At 46.0% G+C, this 19,533-nt stretch carries 16 protein-coding genes; 8 read left to right on the top strand and 8 right to left on the bottom strand.

The window, feature by feature from the left end:
* Nucleotides 1-6 precede the first annotated feature (6 nt).
* The 3 genes from ruvC to aspS form a co-directional block, all read right to left on the bottom strand.
* Nucleotides 7-528, bottom strand: a complete 522-nt coding sequence (ruvC, locus tag R8N28_RS12100) for a crossover junction endodeoxyribonuclease RuvC (protein WP_005387909.1) — start codon at nucleotides 526-528, stop codon at nucleotides 7-9.
* 92 nt (nucleotides 529-620) lie between these two features.
* A complete protein-coding gene (locus R8N28_RS12095; protein ID WP_065274305.1) occupies nucleotides 621-1,367 on the bottom strand; it encodes a YebC/PmpR family DNA-binding transcriptional regulator in 747 nt (248 codons plus the stop codon).
* Between the two features lie 143 nt (nucleotides 1,368-1,510).
* The gene (gene aspS, locus R8N28_RS12090; protein WP_065274304.1) at nucleotides 1,511-3,289 is read right to left on the bottom strand and encodes an aspartate--tRNA ligase; all 1,779 of its coding nucleotides are present in this window, start codon (nucleotides 3,287-3,289) and stop codon (nucleotides 1,511-1,513) included.
* 306 nt (nucleotides 3,290-3,595) lie between these two features.
* Here aspS and R8N28_RS12085 point away from each other — a divergent pair, with 306 nt between their 5' ends.
* The 7 genes from R8N28_RS12085 (at nucleotide 3,596) to R8N28_RS12055 (ending at nucleotide 10,204) form a co-directional block, all read left to right on the top strand.
* Nucleotides 3,596-4,429 (top strand): DUF72 domain-containing protein, encoded by an 834-nt coding sequence (locus R8N28_RS12085; protein WP_230850612.1) that lies wholly within the window; start codon nucleotides 3,596-3,598, stop codon nucleotides 4,427-4,429.
* Between the two features lie 93 nt (nucleotides 4,430-4,522).
* Nucleotides 4,523-5,260: a carboxy-S-adenosyl-L-methionine synthase CmoA gene (gene cmoA, locus R8N28_RS12080; protein WP_017635063.1), complete on the top strand. Its 738-nt coding sequence runs from the start codon at nucleotides 4,523-4,525 to the stop codon at nucleotides 5,258-5,260.
* Nucleotides 5,261-5,340: 80 nt separating this feature from the next.
* Nucleotides 5,341-6,312, top strand: a complete 972-nt coding sequence (gene cmoB, locus R8N28_RS12075) for a tRNA 5-methoxyuridine(34)/uridine 5-oxyacetic acid(34) synthase CmoB (protein WP_005387902.1) — start codon at nucleotides 5,341-5,343, stop codon at nucleotides 6,310-6,312.
* A 276-nt stretch (nucleotides 6,313-6,588) separates the two neighbouring features.
* Nucleotides 6,589-7,335, top strand: a complete 747-nt coding sequence (locus R8N28_RS12070; protein WP_005378391.1) for an ATP-dependent zinc protease — start codon at nucleotides 6,589-6,591, stop codon at nucleotides 7,333-7,335.
* An 11-nt stretch (nucleotides 7,336-7,346) separates the two neighbouring features.
* Entirely contained in the window at nucleotides 7,347-8,852 is a 1,506-nt protein-coding gene (locus R8N28_RS12065; RefSeq protein ID WP_005378389.1) for an inactive transglutaminase family protein, read from the top strand.
* A 3-nt stretch (nucleotides 8,853-8,855) separates the two neighbouring features.
* Entirely contained in the window at nucleotides 8,856-9,824 is a 969-nt protein-coding gene (locus tag R8N28_RS12060; RefSeq protein ID WP_005378387.1) for an alpha-L-glutamate ligase-like protein, read from the top strand.
* A gap of 227 nt (nucleotides 9,825-10,051) precedes the next feature.
* Nucleotides 10,052-10,204 (top strand): hypothetical protein, encoded by a 153-nt coding sequence (locus tag R8N28_RS12055; RefSeq protein ID WP_005378381.1) that lies wholly within the window; start codon nucleotides 10,052-10,054, stop codon nucleotides 10,202-10,204.
* A gap of 143 nt (nucleotides 10,205-10,347) precedes the next feature.
* Here the strand turns inward: R8N28_RS12055 and mukB are convergent, their stop codons facing one another.
* From mukB to cmoM, 4 genes are read right to left on the bottom strand one after another with little or no spacing between them, the layout of a single operon-like run.
* Nucleotides 10,348-14,811: a chromosome partition protein MukB gene (mukB, locus tag R8N28_RS12050; protein WP_065275057.1), complete on the bottom strand. Its 4,464-nt coding sequence runs from the start codon at nucleotides 14,809-14,811 to the stop codon at nucleotides 10,348-10,350.
* 2 nt (nucleotides 14,812-14,813) lie between these two features.
* Nucleotides 14,814-15,539, bottom strand: a complete 726-nt coding sequence (mukE, locus tag R8N28_RS12045; RefSeq protein WP_005378379.1) for a chromosome partition protein MukE — start codon at nucleotides 15,537-15,539, stop codon at nucleotides 14,814-14,816.
* Complete coding sequence (gene mukF / locus R8N28_RS12040; protein WP_065274303.1) at nucleotides 15,520-16,857, bottom strand: chromosome partition protein MukF; 1,338 nt, start codon at nucleotides 16,855-16,857, stop codon at nucleotides 15,520-15,522. The genes mukE and mukF overlap by 20 nt, the downstream gene beginning before the upstream one ends.
* Nucleotides 16,858-16,859: 2 nt before the next feature.
* Complete coding sequence (gene cmoM, locus R8N28_RS12035; RefSeq protein WP_262635329.1) at nucleotides 16,860-17,651, bottom strand: tRNA uridine 5-oxyacetic acid(34) methyltransferase CmoM; 792 nt, start codon at nucleotides 17,649-17,651, stop codon at nucleotides 16,860-16,862.
* 114 nt (nucleotides 17,652-17,765) lie between these two features.
* Between cmoM and elyC the strand changes: the two genes are divergently transcribed.
* Complete coding sequence (gene elyC, locus R8N28_RS12030; protein WP_005387893.1) at nucleotides 17,766-18,551, top strand: envelope biogenesis factor ElyC; 786 nt, start codon at nucleotides 17,766-17,768, stop codon at nucleotides 18,549-18,551.
* Nucleotides 18,552-18,623: 72 nt separating this feature from the next.
* Here the strand turns inward: elyC and torR are convergent, their stop codons facing one another.
* Nucleotides 18,624-19,334, bottom strand: coding sequence for a two-component system response regulator TorR (gene torR / locus R8N28_RS12025; protein WP_005378370.1), 711 nt, complete (start codon nucleotides 19,332-19,334; stop codon nucleotides 18,624-18,626).
* Between the last annotated feature and the right edge of the window lie 199 nt (nucleotides 19,335-19,533).

Raw genomic sequence — 19,533 nt, 5'->3', positions numbered from 1 at the left:
TTAATTTTAACGGTAGCGCCCTTTTCTGGCACTGGTTGCTTTGCCCGCTAACGCAACGAGAGTCTTGTTAGTATTGGCATGACAAATCGCCACACCTAAAGCATCGGCTGCATCCGCTTGAGGCTTGGCGGGCAATTTAAGCATCTGCTGAACCATATGCTGAACTTGCGCTTTGTCCGCGCCACCAGTGCCGACGACAGCTTGCTTAATAAGACGAGCCGCGTATTCAAATACCGGCAACTCCGCATTCACCGCAGCAACAATTGCACTGCCACGAGCTTGGCCAAGTTTTAGCGCTGAATCCGCGTTTTTGGCCATAAACACTTGCTCGATCGCGAAAACGTCCGGTTGAAACTGGGTAATGATTTCCGTGACGCCTGCATAAATCTGTTTAAGCCGACCCGGAAGTTCTTTTTCTGAAGTACGAATGCAGCCACTACCAAGGTATTGCAAGTGGCGTCCATTTTGACGAATGACCCCATAGCCGGTAATGCGCGAACCTGGGTCAATGCCCAAAATAATTGACATGAATGTTCCTAAAAATGAGGCCTAATTCGGCCTCAGTCTTTTTATTATTACTTGCTAACTTCGGAGCAAATACCGCTCCCGACACCTTGAGTTTAATCTAGCGTAGCCGCAACGTCGTCAGAGATATCACCATTGTGATAAACCTCTTGAACGTCGTCCAGATCTTCCAAAGCGTCAATCAAACGAAGTAGTTTTGGCGCAGTATCCGCGTCCAAATCTGCTTTCGTAGATGGGATCAGCGACACCTCAGCGTTCTCTGCCTCAAACCCTGCGGCATCAAGAGCATCTTTTACGAGTCCAAAATCGCCTGGGGCCGTGTAGACATCAATCGAGCCATCTTCTGCCGTTTCAATGTCATCAGCACCACTTTCTAATGCTACTTCCATTACCCCATCTTCATCTAAACCTGGGCCATATGAAATCACGCCTTTCTTGTCGAAAAGATAGTTGACGCTACCATCCGTCCCCAGATTACCGCCTGACTTTGAGAATGCATGACGTACGCCAGATACCGTACGATTTCGGTTATCCGTCATACATTCGACCATGACCGCCGTACCACCTGGACCATAACCTTCATAGCTCACGGTTTCCATGTTGTCGTCGCCTTCACCACCAGCACCTCGGCTGACAGCGCGGTTGACAGTGTCACGTGTCATGTTGTTAGACAGTGCTTTATCAATTGCTGCTCGCAAACGTGGGTTATTTTCTGGCTCACCGCCCCCCTCTTTTGCCGCAACAACGATTTCACGAATTAATTTAGTAAAGATTTTGCCGCGCTTCGCATCTTGCGCTGCTTTACGGTGACGAATATTCGCCCATTTACTATGACCAGCCATAATTCACCTTTTAATGTATTTTGACGCTTAATAACAAAACATGTTCTAAAAAGCGTTGCTTGGGAAATTGCTTTGGAAGTTTCTTGGGTTTATTTAAACAAAAACTCCCGCAGTTGCGGGAGTTTTCTTCAAATGTTGTGCGCTTATTCTGCGTCTTTTTCTTTCGCTGCAGTTACTGCGATGGCTAGCTCTTCTAGCGCTGCTGGGTTCGCAATACTTGGTGCGTCTGTTAGTAGACACGCCGCTGCTGTTGTTTTAGGGAACGCGATAACATCACGGATGTTCTCTGTGCCACATAGCAGCATTACTAGACGGTCTAGACCAAATGCAAGACCAGCATGTGGAGGCGTACCGAATTTCAGCGCATCAAGCAGGAAGCCGAACTTAAGCTGTTGCTCTTCAGGTGTGATGCCTAGAATATCAAATACGGCTTCTTGCATATCTGCGTTGTGGATACGAACAGAGCCGCCGCCCACTTCGTAGCCATTTAGAACCATATCGTAAGCGTTAGAATTTGCCGCAGCAGGGTTTGCTTTTAGCTCTTCTGCAGTCACACCTAGAGGCGATGTGAATGGGTGGTGCATCGCGTGTAGGTTGCCTTCGTCATCTTCTTCGAACATTGGGAAGTCAACAACCCATAGTGGAGCCCATGCAGACTCATCCGTTAGCTCTAGGTCTTTACCTAGTTTCAAACGTAGCGCACCCATTGCTTCTGCAACGATACCCGCTTTATCAGCGCCAAATAGGATAATGTCACCAGATTCCGATTGAGTACGATCTAGAATGCCGTTGATCACGTCTTCATTTAGGAACTTAGCGACTGGAGATTGGATACCTTCCATGCCCGCTGCACGGTCATTAACCTTCATCCAAGCTAGACCTTTCGCACCGTAGATGCCAACGAATTCACCGTAGCCATCAATTTGCTTACGAGTCAGAGAAGCGCCACCTGGAACGCGAATAACGGCAACGCGGCCTTTTTCGTCGTTTGCTGGACCTGAGAATACTTTGAACTCAACGTCTTTCACTAGGTCAGCAACGTCTACTAGTTCCAGTGGGTTACGTAGGTCTGGCTTGTCCGAACCGAAACGACGAATCGCTTCGCTGAACGGCATTACTGGGAATTCACCTAGGTCAACGTTTAGTAGCTCTTGCCACATTTCACGAACCATTTTCTCAGTCGTTGCACGAACTTGGTCAGCCGTCATGAATGACGTTTCGATATCGATCTGAGTGAATTCTGGTTGACGGTCAGCACGCAAGTCTTCATCACGGAAACACTTAACGATTTGGTAGTAACGGTCAAAACCAGACATCATTAGAAGTTGTTTGAATAGCTGTGGAGACTGAGGAAGCGCGTAGAAGCTGCCTTTGTGAACACGGCTAGGTACTAGGTAGTCACGCGCACCTTCTGGTGTCGCTTTGGTTAGTACTGGAGTTTCAATGTCTAGGAAGCCGTTGTCGTCTAGGAAACGACGAACAAAGCTAGACGCTTTAGCACGTAGCTTGATGCGATCGCTCATTTCAGGACGACGTAGATCTAGGTAACGGTACTTCAGACGTTGCTCTTCAGAGTTCTTTTGGTTGAAGTCTAGAGGCAGAACATCAGAACGGTTGATGATTTCAAGACCTTTCGCAAGGATCTCGACTTCACCTGTTGCCATGTCTTTGTTTGCTTGGCTCTCTGGGCGAACGCGCACTTCACCCGTTAGTTTGATACAGAATTCATTACGAAGTGTGTTCGCCACTTCATACGCATCCGCCATATCTGGATCAACAACTACCTGAACGATACCTTCGCGATCTCGCATATCAATAAAAATAAGACCGCCTAAATCACGACGACGGTTAACCCAGCCGCAAAGTTCTACAGTTTGTCCTGCAAGGGACTTGTTCAGGTGACCACAGTAATGGGTACGCATAATGAATTTCCCAATCTCTCAAATGTTGTTAACTACGCTCTGTCAGCCTCATTGCTAAGCAGAGTAAAGATTCAGTTATACGCTGAATGTCCACGAAAATCGACTACTCAACATACAATTACGTGTGTTTTATCATTCACTGGTGCTTTTTAGTACAACAAATGTTCAAAAGCGCACCAAAGCGAAAAAATTGGGGAGGATTATAGCGTGAAATTACCTATTTCAGCAAAACTCTCGTAAAGTATTCACACGAGTATCAAGCAGTAAAGAATAATGGATAACTTACCTCTTCGACTTGGATTGACAATGTGGTCACACAACCAATGGCAACAAAGTTTTTACGGCAGCGGGACAAAGCCCGCTGAACGTTTAGAAAGGTATGCGCAAGTGTTTCATACCGTGGAAGGCAACACGACATTTTATGCCACACCGACGCTCAATACAGTGCAAAACTGGAGAACCGCAACCCACGATGATTTTCGCTTTACTTTCAAACTTCCTAAAGCCATTACTCATGACCAAATGCTAAGAGGTTGCAGCGAACAACTGAGAGACTTCATGAAAGTCATGGAGCCTTTGCATGATCGTGTGGGGCAATGGACAATTCAATTACCAGCCGCATTCGGTCCTGAGCACCTTGATCGACTGAAAAAGTTCTGCGCGAGCTTTCCACCTAACTTCCCTCTCGGTGTTGAGGTTCGCCATATGGCATTTTTCTCCAAAGGCGAAGAAGAGCGAGCACTTAACCAATGGTTAGTAGAGAATAATATTGACCGCATTATTATGGATAGCCGCCCAGTCTTTGCCGCTAAGCCCGACAATGAGGCGATTATTGATGCACAAATGAAAAAACCACGAGTCCCTGTTCACGCCATTGCTACCGCTTCACATCCTTTGATTCGCTTTATTGGTCATCCAGAAGAACAACAAAATTACGAGTTTTTTAAACCATGGCTCAACAAGTTGCCACAATGGATTGCCGAAGGTAAACAGCCATATGTCATGATCCATACCGCAGACAATATAATTGCGCCAGAGTTGGCCGCAAACCTATATAAAGACATACAAAAGCGTATCACACTCCCTGAGTTATCACCTTTCCCAGCTGACGATGGCAACTCGCAGTTACAGATGTTCTAACGCAACACATGACAGAGGCGCGAAATTCCCATAAAATACGCGCCTTTTTTGGTGCCTGACATTTTCAGGCGGCTTGTATGCAGAGACTTAGTTATGAACCCTAAGAGCAATCCAGATACTATTTTTTCGGCTCCAATCGATAAAATTGGGGATTTCACGTTCGATGAACGCGTAGCGGAAGTATTTCCTGACATGATTCAACGATCGGTACCGGGTTACAGCAATATTATTTCTGCAATCGGTATGCTGGCAGAGCGTTTTGTAAAACCTCACTCAAACATCTATGACCTTGGCTGTTCTTTGGGTGCTGCAACATTGTCTATGCGTCGCCATATCAAACAAGAAGGTTGCCAAATCATCGCAGTGGACAACTCTCCTGCGATGGTTGAGCGTTGTAAACTTCACGTCAACGCTTACCGCAGTGACACTCCTGTGGATGTAGTAGAAGCAGACATTCGCAATATCGAAATTGAAAACGCGTCAGTGGTGGTGTTGAACTTCACTTTGCAATTCCTCTCTCCAGAAGATCGTTACTCCTTGCTCGAAAAAATTTACGCTGGCCTTCGTCCGGGCGGCATTTTGATTCTATCGGAGAAGTTCGTCTTCGAAGATGAAGTGTCGAACGAACTGTTAATTGACCTTCACCACGACTTTAAACGTGCGAATGGTTATAGCGAACTAGAAATCAGCCAAAAGCGCAGCGCGATAGAAAACGTAATGCGCCCAGATTCAAAGAAAGAACATAAAGAGCGTTTCGCTAAAATTGGCTTTTCTAGCTACGACGTTTGGTTCCAATGCTTTAACTTCGGCTCCATGTTCGCGATTAAATAGACCATGCATACCAAGCCTGAACCATACCGATTTCGGCTTTTGTTAATAATTTATACCCATCAACTCAGCGATGACTAACTATGTTTAACTTTGCAAATTTCTACCAATTGATTGCCCAAGACACTCGTCTTCAACCTTGGCTTAATGTGCTTCCACAACAGCTAACGGATTGGCAAAATGCAGAGCACGGTGACTTTGGTCGCTGGTTGAAAGCCCTGAACAAAATCCCAGCGGGTAGACCGGACAACATCGACATTGTTGATTCTGTCACGATTTCAAACAATGAGCCGATGCCTCAAGGGGAACTTAAAAAGCTAGAAAGCTTACTTCGTACATTCCATCCTTGGCGCAAAGGCCCATACCACGTACACGGCATCCATATTGATACTGAGTGGCGCAGTGATTGGAAATGGGACCGCGTGCTTCCACATATTTCTCCATTAAAGAATCGCAGCGTACTCGATGTAGGTTGTGGTAACGGCTACCACATGTGGCGCATGCTAGGTGAAGGTGCACGCTTAACTGTCGGTATCGATCCATCTCACCTGTTTCTAATTCAGTTCGAAGCAATTCGTAAACTAATGGGCGATGACCAACGTGCACACCTATTGCCATTGGGTATTGAACAACTACCTAAGTTAGAAGCGTTCGATACGGTATTCAGCATGGGCGTGCTTTACCATCGCCGCTCGCCTCTCGATCATTTAGTGCAACTAAAAGATCAATTGGTATCTGGAGGTGAACTCGTATTGGAAACACTCGTGATTGAAGGTGATGAGAATGCAGTACTGGTCCCGACTTCTCGTTACGCGCAAATGCGTAATGTCTATTTCTTCCCTTCAGCAAAAGCCCTAAAAGTGTGGCTAGAATTGGTCGGTTTTGAAGATGTTCGTATCGTTGATGAAAACATCACGTCCGTAGACGAACAACGTACCACAGATTGGATGACGCATAACTCTCTACCTGACTACTTAGATCCGAACGACCCAAGCAAAACTGTAGAAGGCTACCCTGCCCCTCGCCGCGCGGTTCTTGTCGCTCGCAAATCATAATTCGCTGAGATTCCTGACATTGTCTTAACTCATTTTACGAGTTAAGACATTACCCTCTTTCCTCGTAATGAGCGAGTTTGTTTTTTGAATCCATTTGTCACGTCAAAATATAAGCACGCTCTAAATAAGGATGCGCTTTTATGTCCTTGATTTTTGGCTTTTCATCACTATTCCTCAAACAATAAGTAATAGAGAAACATTCTTACTTGTGAGGCTTTATCGATATAAGCTAAACTCCTAAAAAATAAACAACTTAATCCAATCCCAAGGTTTTCAATGTTATTACGATTGACCCCGATTGTTGCCATCGCCTTACTATCTGGATGCTCACTAACCAAAGGCGAACAGTACCACCAAGAAACGTTAGCGGCGATTCAAAATTCAGAAGCGAATGTCAATAATCGCATTACCAACCTAGAGCTACAGCTCAGCAACCAATCGGACTATATCGACAGCCTTGAAGAACAAGTCGATAAGCTACAGGTTGAACTTCTTACATTTCGCGATGAAGCAATGGCAGAAGTAAAAAAACCGAAAGAGCCGATTATTGTCCAATCTCCCGCTCCTGTGGAACCAACCCCAACTCACGATATTGTCCTTGGCTCTATCGAAAAGGTCACTGTAGAGTCGATTAAGCAAACTTTTGATGCACGTATCGACACTGGTGCCGCGACGTCGTCTTTAAATGCCGTTGATATTGAAGAGTTCGAAAGAAATGGCAAAAAATGGGTCCGATTCCACTTAGCAGACACCAGTAAATCCGAAGAAGAGAAAAGTACTTGGATCGAAGCTCCTGTCATTCGCTACGTCAAAATCCGCCAGGTTACCAGTGAAGAGTTAGAACGCCGCGCTGTGGTAGAACTTTGGGTGCGCGTTGGAAAAATTCATGAAAAAGCGCAATTTACGTTGGCAGATCGCTCACATATGAACCATCCTATTTTACTGGGTAGAGAATTTATGCGCGACATAGCACTTGTCGATGTAAGTCGTACCTATATCCAAACGGACGAAGATAAAAAATAATAAGGTAGATTATGACGTCAAAAATACCGTTTTACCTTTCTATCATCTTATTGGTGATTGCGGGCATTGCTCTGAGTGTTTTCAGACATGAAAACTACGGCGTGCCTTGGACGCCAGGCGAAACTCGCCAGGTGTGGGATGTAGAAGCTCGTATTGAGTTCAATGCTAACGGCAACGAAGTAAAAGCGTCACTTGCAGCACCTCATACGCAAAGTGGTTACACACTTATCGGTGAATCTGCTTCCTCATCAGGTTATGGCGTTTCCTACATCAATGACGATTCAGGCCGTCGTGCAGAATGGTCAATTCGCCAAGCTCAAGGGCCACAAACCATATACTACAAAGCCCAGTTCTTAGTAGACCCTCAGGCTAAAGTCACTCCTTTACCGCCAACGGAAGACATTACGCCACCAACGCTTTCAGCGCCACAAGCAGCAGCGGCAAATGCCCTTATCGAACGTGCGATGAGTCGCTCAGCCGATAATGTGACGTTTACTCGTGAGCTTATCAAAGCGCTTAATGACCCTGATAGCCAAAACTCGTCGCTACTACTGAACGATTTCAGCCGTACTGATGCACTGCATAACATTTTGCTTACCGCAGGTATACAGAGCAAAACCGTCGGTGTTATCGAACTAGAAGATGGTCGTCGACGCCAAACAATTCAACCAATGGTTCAGGTTTGGTCAGGTAAAGATTGGGTACTGTTTTCACCAAAATCCGAACAAAAAGCAGTGAAACCCAACTTGTTAGTGTGGGATGAATCAAACGTATCCTTACTTGACCTTGTTGGTGGTAAAAATAGCCAAGTGCATTTCTCGATGATTAAGCAAGAAATGACACCACAACAAGCTACAAACAACAAAATAGAAGCAGATGGATTACTGAATATTTCAATTCATAGCTTACCTTTGGAAGAGCAAGCGATGTTCAAAACCATCATGCTCATCCCTATCGGTGCTCTGATCGTTGTGTTCTTGCGTGTGATTATCGGCCTGAAAACATCCGGTACCTTCATGCCGGTGTTGATTGCCGTTGCTTTTGTTCAAACTCAACTATTAACTGGTATTGTCGGTTTCTTGCTAATCGTAGGTACAGGCCTGATTATTCGAAGCTATTTGTCTAGGTTGAACTTATTGCTGGTAGCAAGGATATCTGCGGTCATTATTACCGTTATCATGATCATCTCGGTGTTCACCGTTGTTGCGTTTAAGATGGGCTTAACGGAAGGCCTAACAATTACCTTCTTCCCTATGATCATCTTGTCTTGGACGATTGAACGTATGTCAATCCTATGGGAAGAAGAAGGTGCGAAGGAAGTTGCTCTGCAAGGTGGTGGTTCATTGCTGACAGCGGTATTAGTTTACCTTGCAATGACGAACTCATACATTCAACACTTAACCTTTAACTTCATTGGTCTACAGTTGATTGTTCTGGCCGGTATTCTATTACTAGGTACTTACACAGGTTACCGCCTCACTGAGCTACGACGCTTCAAACCACTAGCGGAGGACTAAACGATGTTCGAAAGTTTTACTTCGCCGTCTAAGCTTCGCCATAAAGGCATTATGGGGATGAACAAGCGTAACCACAGCTATATTGGCCGTTACAATGATCGTTCTAAATACCCACTTGTCGATGACAAGCTAAAGACCAAAATTATTGCACAGGCAGCAGGAGCAACAGTTCCTGCCCTGATCGGTGTCATTCATAACCAAGCTGAAGTTAAGACTATCCACAAAATGGTTGAGAACTGGCCTGGTTTTGTAATCAAACCTGCACAAGGTAGTGGCGGTAAAGGCATTCTGGTTGTTACGTCTCACAAAAACGGGGTATATACCAAACCCTCCGGCTCTACAATTGGTAGGGATGAGGTCGAGCGTCACATTAGTAATGCGCTTGCTGGCCTTTTCTCTCTTGGTGGTAAAAATGACGTTGCTGTGGTTGAAAACTTAATCAAGTTTGATGACTGTTTTGATGGCTTCAGTTATGAAGGCGTACCAGATGTTCGGATCATCGTATTTAAAGGTTATCCAGTTATGGCGATGATGCGCTGTTCTACAGCGGCTTCCGACGGCAAAGCAAACCTTCACCAAGGTGCCGTAGGAGTAGGCATTGACATCGCGACAGGTAAAGCCGTCAGAGCGGTGCAGTTCGATCATCCAGTGACTCATCACCCTGATACAGGTAAAGACCTTTCGACCCTTCAAGTACCGCATTGGGAGCGCTTGCTGGAGCTTGCGTCAAGTGCCTGGGAAATGACAGGTTTGGGATACATGGGTACGGATATGGTGCTGGATAAAGATGAAGGACCTATGGTTTTAGAGCTTAACGCTCGCCCTGGTCTGGCAATCCAAATCGCTAATGGTGCAGGCTTGCTTCCTCGTTTGAAACACATAGAGAGCCTTGGCACACCTGCTGAGTATCCAAAACCGATTGAACGCGTCGCTTACGCAGCAGAGCAGTTCGGTGTGAAGCCGTTGTTCTAACCCTCCGACCTAATGTTCGTTATTACTCGCCAGTAATTGTCATGATTACTGGCGTTTTTGTTCCCGCATCCAAAAACCTTGCACTTGCTCTCCTTATTAAACACATCCTTCTCATATATAAGTTGAATCAATGATCGAGCTAACAAAATCAACATAGATCGTTTCTTTTCTACTTTGCCTTTTGAGTATGATGAGAGCTCCCCTTACTCAACTTGAGAGGTTGGGAAATGCTAATAAAAGAAACAAATAATGATGAACCAGAGCTTGAAGAACAAGAGAGCTTAGACCAACACCTACAACGCTTGTCTGAGCTTTCTGTCCAAGCACTTGAAGAGCTTGCTGAAATGATCGAAGTCAGGGACGATATTCCAGAGGAATAAACGTCGCTTCCTCATTAAGTTCCGTTAATAAGCCGAGACTGCCGTCCTACAGTCTCGGCTTATCTTATGTATTTCGAAGCCTGCCTCGTAAACAGATACAAAAACGCCCGCGTTCATTGCGGGCGTTTTGTTAGATTCGAAGTTTACGATTCAAACTCTTCAATCATCTCTTGTGCTTCGGTCTTAGGCTTATCCGTTTGACCAAAACCGCGCAGACCCACTACGTGTACGTGTTCGTGGTCTTTAAACACCTTACGCACCAGTTTGTAGGTCGTACCTTTCTCTGGGCTGATGTTTTCTGGTGCCGCGATAAGAAGCTGCATATCCAGACGGTCACACAATTCGAACAATGTCGCGATCGATTTCGCATCCAGACGCGCTGCTTCATCTAAGAACAGCAGACGACAAGGCACAATGTCTTTACTGCGCAGGCGGCGTGATTCTTCTTCCCAGCTTTGAACAACCATCAGTAGGATTGACTGACCAGTACCGATCGCCTCACCTGTTGATAGCGCGCCAGACTCAGCCTGTAGCCAACCATCTGTACCACGGTTCACTTCTACACTTAGCTCTAGGTAGTTACGGTAATCCAGTAGCTCTTCACCCAAAACCTGAGGAGAACGTTGACCCATATCGATATGTGGGTTCACACGTTGGAACAGCTTCGCCATTGCTTCGGAGAAAGTAAAGCGAGTCGATTCAAACAGGTCTTTGTGCTGCTCTTGTTGTGTCGCTAGACCGTTCAGTAGCACTTCGTGACTTTCGCGGATCTTCACGTTTAGACGTACGCCCTTCACCTGACCAAACGAAATGTTCGACAAGCCTTGATTCAGCATACGAATACGGTTTTGCTCACGCTGAATCGTCTTCTTGATGATGCTCGCTACCGACTCAGAGCTGATCGCTAGACGGTTTTCACGTTGCGTTAGCTCTTCCGTTAGACGCGCCAGCTCGACTTCCATCTCTTCGATTGCTTCAACTGGGTCATCAGTACGGATGATATCCTGACGAATACGCTCACGAAGGTGTTGGTATACAGCAATATAGAACAGAACTTTACGCTCTGGGCGAGCGTTGTCTTCTGATAGACGCAGCGCATCACGCAGGTCGTCATTGTTCGCAACCGCTAGACGCAGCGCACCCAGTGATTTATCCGACATCGAACGCAGTTCATCCGCTGACATGTAAGCCAGTTCACGCTTGTGTAGACGACGCTCAACATCGTTTTCACGCGCCAGACGAAGTACTGAACACCAGCCAGCTTTCGCAGCAACCACGAACGTACGCAGCTCAACGTATTCTTTCTGAACTTTCTTCAGACGTTTTGCCAAGCCTTTCATCTCTAGTTCAGTAGAGGTGATCGTGCGCTCGTATTCGCTCTTACGGCTGCGAGACGTGTGTAGACGCTCGTGCAATTCGTCACGACGACGCATTGCGCGCTCTTCTGCACCTTCGTCAGCGTTCACGCCAAACTCTTGAAGCTCTTGTTTGAACTCTTGAACCGTTTCCAGTTTCGCTTGGTGTAAACTCTTCAATGAAGCTAATACTTGGTTGTATTGGTTCATTTGACCTTGCGATTGCTTCAACTCTTCACGAGAGCGAGTACGCATTTGTTCAGCTTGAACCAGTTTAGCTTTTAACTGCTCACTCAGTTCGCTACTCTTGTTCAGTAGGTCTACTGAATCAGAGTAAGCGAAGTAGTGACGACGTTCAACGAGATCCGAGAGTGCAAAGATTTGCTTCTTAAGATCTTGTAGCCGCTCGTCTGCCGCTTTGTATTCTGCTTCTAGTGCATCGAATTGCTCTGGGTCAGCATCAAGCGCAGACGCAATATTCTCTAATTGCGCGACGGCTTTTGCATGGTTGCTTAAGAAGTTCTTCGCCTCTGCAAGCTGAGCGATTTTCTCTTCTAGCTCATCAAAACGCGCTTGCAATGACTCATCTTCAACAAGCACCATGTGTGACGCTAGCTTGTCCAGAGAAGACAACGCTTGCTTGCTGGTTTGAAGCTGAGAACGTTGTTGTTGCTCTTTCGCATCCAGATCCGCCAGCACGCGAGCAATTTGGTTACGCTTATCACGAATAGTTGCCAGTGCTTGTTCTGGATCGGCGTCAAAAGCAACCTGAATGTGGTTAGACACAAATAGGTTAAACGCTTGGTACAAGCGCTGCATTTTCTGAGAATCAAACGCCGCTTTTGCGTGTTTCTCTACCACTTCTTCTCGTTCGTTACGCAGCAACTCTAGACGCTGCTCACGTGCCGCACGGCCAAACAATGGGATCTCAGGCAAGCGAGAGTAACGCATTTGGCGATCGTTCATACGAACGCAAACCGCGCCCTCTAACTCTTCTGCATCGAACGAGCTGTCATCAAAGGCATCGATGTCACCTTCAATGATGTACAAGTCTTCTGGACAGTCGTCTAGCTCTACCAGTTTCTCTTCGATGCCTGACAAGTCAGAAACAACGATAGCGTGACGAGCCGGACCGTACATCGCACTGAAGTAAGGCGCGTCATCAATCGTGATGTCATCGTAGATCTCAGACAGCAATACACCGCCCAGCGTATCTGCCAAACCTTTCAGGCGAGGGTCATTTGAACCACCAGGAGAAGCAAGACGCTCAATCTCAGAGTCTAGCTGGCTACGGCGCTCAGCAAGCTTATCTTTAGCTAAAGACAACTCCCTTTCTTGTTCAAGGACAACTTGCATGTGGTTCATTACCGCATGGCGATCCTCAAGCTCTTCACCGCTCTGCTCTCTCAGTTTCTCTAGCGCATCGTTCGCCGCAATCCAAGCTGGTGCTATTGCTTCAAGCTTACTGATTTCTGCCACCGCGTTTTGCTCTAGACGGCGCTGTTCACCACGCTGATCACGAACTTCTTCTTGAGCTATCTCTAGTGATTCGATTTGCGTCGCATGACGTTCACGTTCTTGTTCAAACGTAACCTCATCGGTTAGTTCAACGTGATATTGCTTTTTGTATTCAGCAACCAGTTCACGTGCTTGAAGCTGCTGGTTAAGGCTGCGTTCGAGATCACGGTGTTGTGCTCGCCATTGTTGTTCGTTTTGTGCAATTTGTTGTGACTCACGCGCTTTCGCAATTGCAGTTTTCGCATGCTCAGACGCGTCTTTGCGCTCAACTTGACCAACGATGCTTTGTACCAGTTTAAGCGCGGTTTCAAACTGCTCTGCCGCTGCAGAAGACATGTCCAGTTTGTGCTTAACCGATAGCAACGCATTGGTGCTTTCTGATTCTTTGCTCTTAAGCTCAGAGACAAGCGCTTGAGCCGATTCCGCCGTTAGGCTGTCATCGCCAAGTAGCTGCTTCGCTTTCTCCAGCGCTTGAACTGCTTGTTGATATTGAAGGGCGCGAGTTTGCTGAACGTCAAGAGCTTGCTGGTAATCAGCAAGTTGCGTCTTAAGGCTATCCACCTCTTCTTCTGCAACGGTCGCTTGCTCTTCTACCATCATCACGCGTTCTTGCGCTTCTTCCACGACCATCATTTGTTCTTCAAGACGCTCACTTAGCTCTTCAAGATCTTCTTGGTAGCGTTCGATCTTCTCTTGCTGGCGCAGTGCGTTTTGCACCAATTGCAAGTGATCAGAAGCCGCTTGGTAGTCTTGCTCTAAAGAAGATTCTGATTCGATCAACAGTTCCAGCTCTTCTTGAACGCGGTTAAGCAGATTGTTTTGCTCAATCAAGGTCTCGCGAGAACCAAATAACTCTGAACGCAAAGACAATGTCTGTTCTAGTTTTTTACGACGCTCGTTGGCATGGCGCATATAGTCCGCTGCCACGTAGTTGGTCGACTCTGTAATCAAGTGTTTGAACAAGTCACGGTCTGCTTGCGTAGTTTTGATCGCTTCTAACGTCATGCGGTTTTCACGCAGCGCCGATTCCATATCTTGGAACGCTTTTTTCACGCCGCCGTTTTGTGGCAGAAGGTAGTCACGTAGCGAGCGGGTAATCGCACTTGAGATACCACCGTAAAGCGATGCTTCGATCAGGCGGTAGAATTTAGAACGGTCACCAGAGTTACGCAGTTTCTTCGGAATCACACCGAATTCGAACATCTGCGAGTGGTAATCCACGATAGAAGAGAAGGCTTTAAATTGAACGCCTTCAAATTCTGTGATTGATTCTTTTACTTCATTGATTTGACGTACACGAGCTTGAGTCGCAGATACGCTTTCAACCAAGATATCCGTTGGTTTCACATGGCTTGGAAGACCTTGAATAACAAACGGTTTGATGTCTACTTTCTTATCACGACCCGCAACTTGCTGTAGTTTTACTGCAAACAATAGGCGTTGGTTACGTGAGTTCACCACGTCTAGCGCCGCATAACATGCGCCCGGCTGTAGCTTACCGTACAAACCTTTGTCGCGAGACGATTGGCTGCTGCCTGCTTCTGTCGTGTTACGGAAGTGCAGTAGCGTTTGGTCAGGAATCAATGCGGTGATGAACGCCGCCATTGTGGTTGATTTACCTGCACCGTTACCACCTGATAGCGTGGTGACCAGACCATCGATGTCAAACGTACGGGCAAAGAAGCCGTTCCAGTTGACCATGGTCAGCGATTGGTATTTACCGCGTTCAATCATGCTCATGCTTCACCCTCTTCTGTTGTTTCTTCTTGGGCTTGGTCGTCTTGATCTTCTTCAGACAATAAGCTGCCTTGGCTTGGCTCTTTGGTGTGCACTACTGCTTCACCATCACGGATCAGACGCAGCTGCGCTTCACGCATGTCATCGCCAATACGTACATCGGCACCAAAGCGGAATACCGCTTCACTGATGCTGAATTTACCGGTTTCACCGATGTTGATGATCATGCCTAGGCGACGCAGACGACGAAGTGACGTACGTACTTTTTCAAACAGCTTTTCTTTATCGAGGTCAGAACCAGTCGCACGGTTCGTCACTAGCTTCATCAGCTTGTTTTCATCTGCTAGAGCAAGCAGTTCGTCGTACAGCTCTTGGTTAGTGAAGATGCCTTCGTGCGCAAGACGCTCTGGGCTTAGATAAAGGAAACACAGTACCTTACCCACCAGCATATCCAGTTCAGAAAGAACACTACGGCCAATCAGAGACGTTGAACGAGGACGAAGATAGAAGAAACCTTCTGGCGCTTTCACCAATTCGGTGTTGTAGCGTTGGTAGAAAGAAGAAAGCTCAAGTTCGAAATCCGACAGCAACGCGTGGTTGTCTAGATCTTCACTTGAGATATGACGCCCTGCTCGAAGCATGCTGTCTAGCGCTGGGAACAGAGGGTTAGAAATTGCTTTTGCCAGATTCTCTGACATGTATTCATTAGTATCGGTCGATGACATTCGCTTGTACCTTTGCCCCAAATTCGTTGATTGCTTTCCAGTCTGGTTGAATCGCTTGGTAATCCGATTCTGAATACCCTAGACGTACAGCTTGATCGACGATAATGCGAGCTAAATCAAAATGATGAGTGTAAGGGTGCTGTGCAAGGTAATCTCGCAGTACCACACTCAAATCGATTGGTGTGCCTTGATCTTTATGCGCTTTTAGCATGTCACCAATTCGTTCAGACAGCTCATCATTGACTTGTTGAAACTCTTCGTATTCTACTTCCATCGGAACTTGACCCGTTACCTCGTCATCACGCAGTACTAGGGCCTCATCACGAAGGTCAGAAAGCCTCTCCGCATCTGCATAAGTCAGATACCAAGGCGCATCGAAGTAATCTTTGACGGATTGACGCAGACGCGAGCTAAACGCACGGTTCTTATCCATATCGATTGCAGTACGAATAAACTTGTGCACGTGTCGGTCGTAACCAATCCAAAGGTCGATCGCTTGCTGGCCCCAGCTTGTGATTCGGTCCAGCTTCATTTGCAGACCAAACAAGGCTTCTTCGATAAACTCCAGCTCAGGGTCACCGTAAACAATTTCTTGAATATCGAGGATCTGAGTTTGCAGTTCATCACTGGCGGTTTGCAGCGTATCTTGAAGTTCACGCAACGTGCTTGATGTTTCTGACAGAAGTGCTTCACAGTTGTTGATCGCTTCGCGCCAGTCTTTGTTAAGCAGGTCAGCAATCTGTTGTTTCACTGACTGTTGCTGCTCATCCATAACACGTTGGTTGAGGTCAATTTGATCGAAGATTTCGCCTACAGAATATTTTAAAACACCGTATACGTTTTTCTTCCAGTGACCCGGTGTGCCACCTTTTTGTGCTGCCTCAATCGCTTTCGCCATTTCATCCGCTACCATGGATAGCTGGATAGATAGACGCAGTTTCGAGAACTCACGGTGACGCACGTAGTAGTCGGTTATTCCTATCGCTAATGGCGACAAGCGGTAAATGCTCGCTCCGTCAGTAATCTCACTGACAAAACGGCTCATAAGACGCTGCTTAACCATCTCGTTGATCGCATTGTTCGCACGAAAAGCGGAGGCTTCGCCGGTCTCATCAAATAGTCGAGTGACGATGGCAAATGCATCATGCAGTTCACCTTCACCCAGTTCTTCATCGAACCTTTCATTACTCAGTACGGCAATGGCTATCAAAAATGCCAATCGCTCTGTGGTCAGGTTCAACGAGAAATCGTGCTGCTTAACCCAGCCAACCAGCTCATCGATTGGTTGCTCTGCAGCATTGAGAGTCATCTCACTCATTGTTATTCCTGTTTATCGTTCTTTTTAGCCCACACATGAATGTAGCGGCCTAATGAGAGGTATGGCTCTTGTCGACAAAGTTGTTTTTCTAGCGCCAACACATCTTCAAACTCGTAATCACCCATGTATTCCATATTGCCTATGTAATCACTAAATGAGCGAATACCAGATTTGCCACAAATATTAAAACCTGAATTTTCTATCCACTGGTAGACTTCTTCAGGTTTTAAGCCTTTTTGCGGCTGTAGTTTAAATCTTTTTCGGTGAGGCATGCCGTCTAATATATGAGGAATGTTGCCACAAACCACGTTTTTATAGACTAAACCGTGGTGGTTGTAGAACATGACTGATGCGATGCCTCCCGGTTTTACTTGTTCTAGAACTGTTTCAAGTGCGGCCTTAGGATCAACCAGCCACTCCATCACAGCGTGGAACATAACCAGATCGACCCGTCCATCAATATGTTCACCGATGGATTGGACAGGCGAATGAATCAGGCGATACTGCTCAAGCAAACCGTTTTTTTCAATATCCTGCTTAGCCAACTGCAGCATTTCCGAAGATAGATCACATAAAGCGATTCGATGTCCGAGCTTAGCAAGCTTTTGCGACATTTGTGCCAAACCACCACCAGCGTCTAACACTTCTAGGGGTTGCTGGTCAGCATCTAATTCACTTAGAATCTGTAGAAAATCTTCCCACACAATGATTTGGCGGATCTCCCCTTTATCGGAGCCGTAAATATTTTTTGCAAATTTGTGGGCGATATCGTCGAAATTGCGGTCTTCTGTCACTTCTGCTGAGTTATCATAACGGATTGTGCCGCTATTCTGGCACAAGGAAAGCAGGAATAAAGAGGGATACCCTCATTTTTATTATCAATTGATGTTTTTTCGGACTATTTATGTATGTTTGAGCTGAAAAAAGTAGTGTCAGCCATGCTTATGCCCCTTCCGGCATTGCTGCTGATAGGCTTGTTGGGTCTTGCTCTCATTAGTTTTACTACAAAACGTAAAACTGGCTGCTTCGTTGTTCTATTCTCTTTTGTTGGCATTTTTCTTGTTGCCTTCCAACCTGTTTCAACCAAGCTTCTTATGCCGTTAGAGCGAGAGCATAAAGCCTTTTTGCCAGTTTCTGGCACCATCGACTACGTGATGGTTTTAGGGAATGGTCATGTTATCGATGACGAAATTCCACCCACCTCGCAGTTAAGCCGTGCAGCATTAATGCGCTTAACTGAGGGCATTCGTATTTTAAGAATGTATCCAGGCGCGAAATTAATCTTATCCGGCTATGCTGGCGGATCTGAAATTAGCCACGCGAGAATGATGGCGAACGTTGCCCTAGCCTTAGGTGTAGCAAAATCCGATATCATTTTATTAGAGGATGCAAAGGATACGTGGGAAGAGGCACGTCAAGCGGCTGCATTCGTTCAGCAAAAGGAGATTGTGTTAGTCACCTCTGCAAGCCACATGAGCCGTGCATTGTATGAGTTCAACGCAGCAGGCATTAAACCAATCCCAGCTCCGACCAACTTCTTAGCTATTAGCGAAATCAGTCAACCTTGGGATAAATACTCACCTAAAGCGCGTTACTTAGAACAAACAGAGCTTTATTGGCATGAGTACTTGGGCAGTATTTGGCAAAGGTTGCGTGATACTGTCGGCCAAACACCAATGGTTGAAGCAAACTAGTATTATCTTGAAGCCACAAAAAAGGAGAGCCGAAGCTCTCCTTTTTCTTTTTACGATTGAGTTATGTTCAAACTAGTCACCAGCAAACATATAGCCTTCGCCGTGTACCGTTACAAAAATCTGTGGGTTCTTAGGATCGAACTCCATTTTTGCGCGCATACGTCGAATAAGAACATCAATGGTGCGGTCATTCGGCGCATCCACTCGATGGCTGATCATGTTCAAAATACGCTCACGACTTAACACCTGGTTAGGGTAAGACGATAATGCCACCAAAAGTTCATACTCTGCTTTAGTTAGTTTTACTGGCTCACCGTTGCGGCTAAGTGCGCGACGTTGAATGTCGAATGTCCACTCCCCAAAGCGCACAATGTGCTCTTCACTGGTTTCATTCGCTTTCGAGCTGCCACTGCGCGCTGCTGAAATACGCCACAGCAAGTTTTTAACGCGAACTAACAGCTCTCTCAGTTCAAAAGGTTTTGTCACATAATCGTCAGCACCCATTTCTAGGCCTACGATTTTATCAATGCTATCCGTGCGTCCTGTTACTAATATGATACCAATATCCGATTGGCTACGTAACTCACGAGTAAGCATCAGGCCGTCTTCACCAGGCAGGTTAATATCCAGCATGATCAGGTCTACATCGCCCGCTTGCAAAACTTCACGCATTTCTGCGCCACTCTCTGCTTCGCTGACTTGGTAGCCCTCATTTTGGAAATATCCCGCAAGCTTACTACGAGTTACAACATCATCTTCTACGACTAATACGTGATAGCTCATTTACACCACTTTTCTGTCTTCTTATTATCCAAGACGTATTCTATTCATAACTAGTAACATTTCTAGTCATAGATACATTAAAACGCAAGATTTAGCGTTTTTATTGATTCAAAACAAGCTTGCCCATTGCTATTAATAAACGGTCATTTTTGACCATAAAACATAACAATTATAGTTACTGCTATTCATTTTAATTGAT

It is taken from the genome of Vibrio sp. Vb1554 (assembly GCF_033344235.1).
The sequence above is the reverse complement of the archived record's forward strand: the minus strand, read 5'-3'. Positions and strand labels throughout refer to the sequence as shown.

Excerpts from the sequence above, each read along its gene's own strand:
- ruvC (WP_005387909.1), bottom strand. The coding sequence starts at position 528 with ATGTCAATTATTTTGGGCATTGACCCAGGTTCGCGCATTACCGGCTAT.
- R8N28_RS12095 (WP_065274305.1), bottom strand. The coding sequence starts at position 1,367 with ATGGCTGGTCATAGTAAATGGGCGAATATTCGTCACCGTAAAGCAGCG.
- aspS (WP_065274304.1), bottom strand. The coding sequence starts at position 3,289 with ATGCGTACCCATTACTGTGGTCACCTGAACAAGTCCCTTGCAGGACAA.
- R8N28_RS12085 (WP_230850612.1), top strand. The coding sequence starts at position 3,596 with ATGTGGTCACACAACCAATGGCAACAAAGTTTTTACGGCAGCGGGACA.
- cmoA (WP_017635063.1), top strand. The coding sequence starts at position 4,523 with ATGAACCCTAAGAGCAATCCAGATACTATTTTTTCGGCTCCAATCGAT.
- cmoB (WP_005387902.1), top strand. The coding sequence starts at position 5,341 with ATGTTTAACTTTGCAAATTTCTACCAATTGATTGCCCAAGACACTCGT.
- R8N28_RS12070 (WP_005378391.1), top strand. The coding sequence starts at position 6,589 with ATGTTATTACGATTGACCCCGATTGTTGCCATCGCCTTACTATCTGGA.
- R8N28_RS12065 (WP_005378389.1), top strand. The coding sequence starts at position 7,347 with ATGACGTCAAAAATACCGTTTTACCTTTCTATCATCTTATTGGTGATT.
- R8N28_RS12060 (WP_005378387.1), top strand. The coding sequence starts at position 8,856 with ATGTTCGAAAGTTTTACTTCGCCGTCTAAGCTTCGCCATAAAGGCATT.
- R8N28_RS12055 (WP_005378381.1), top strand. The coding sequence starts at position 10,052 with ATGCTAATAAAAGAAACAAATAATGATGAACCAGAGCTTGAAGAACAA.
- mukB (WP_065275057.1), bottom strand. The coding sequence starts at position 14,811 with ATGATTGAACGCGGTAAATACCAATCGCTGACCATGGTCAACTGGAAC.
- mukE (WP_005378379.1), bottom strand. The coding sequence starts at position 15,539 with ATGTCATCGACCGATACTAATGAATACATGTCAGAGAATCTGGCAAAA.
- mukF (WP_065274303.1), bottom strand. The coding sequence starts at position 16,857 with ATGAGTGAGATGACTCTCAATGCTGCAGAGCAACCAATCGATGAGCTG.
- elyC (WP_005387893.1), top strand. The coding sequence starts at position 17,766 with ATGTTTGAGCTGAAAAAAGTAGTGTCAGCCATGCTTATGCCCCTTCCG.
- torR (WP_005378370.1), bottom strand. The coding sequence starts at position 19,334 with ATGAGCTATCACGTATTAGTCGTAGAAGATGATGTTGTAACTCGTAGT.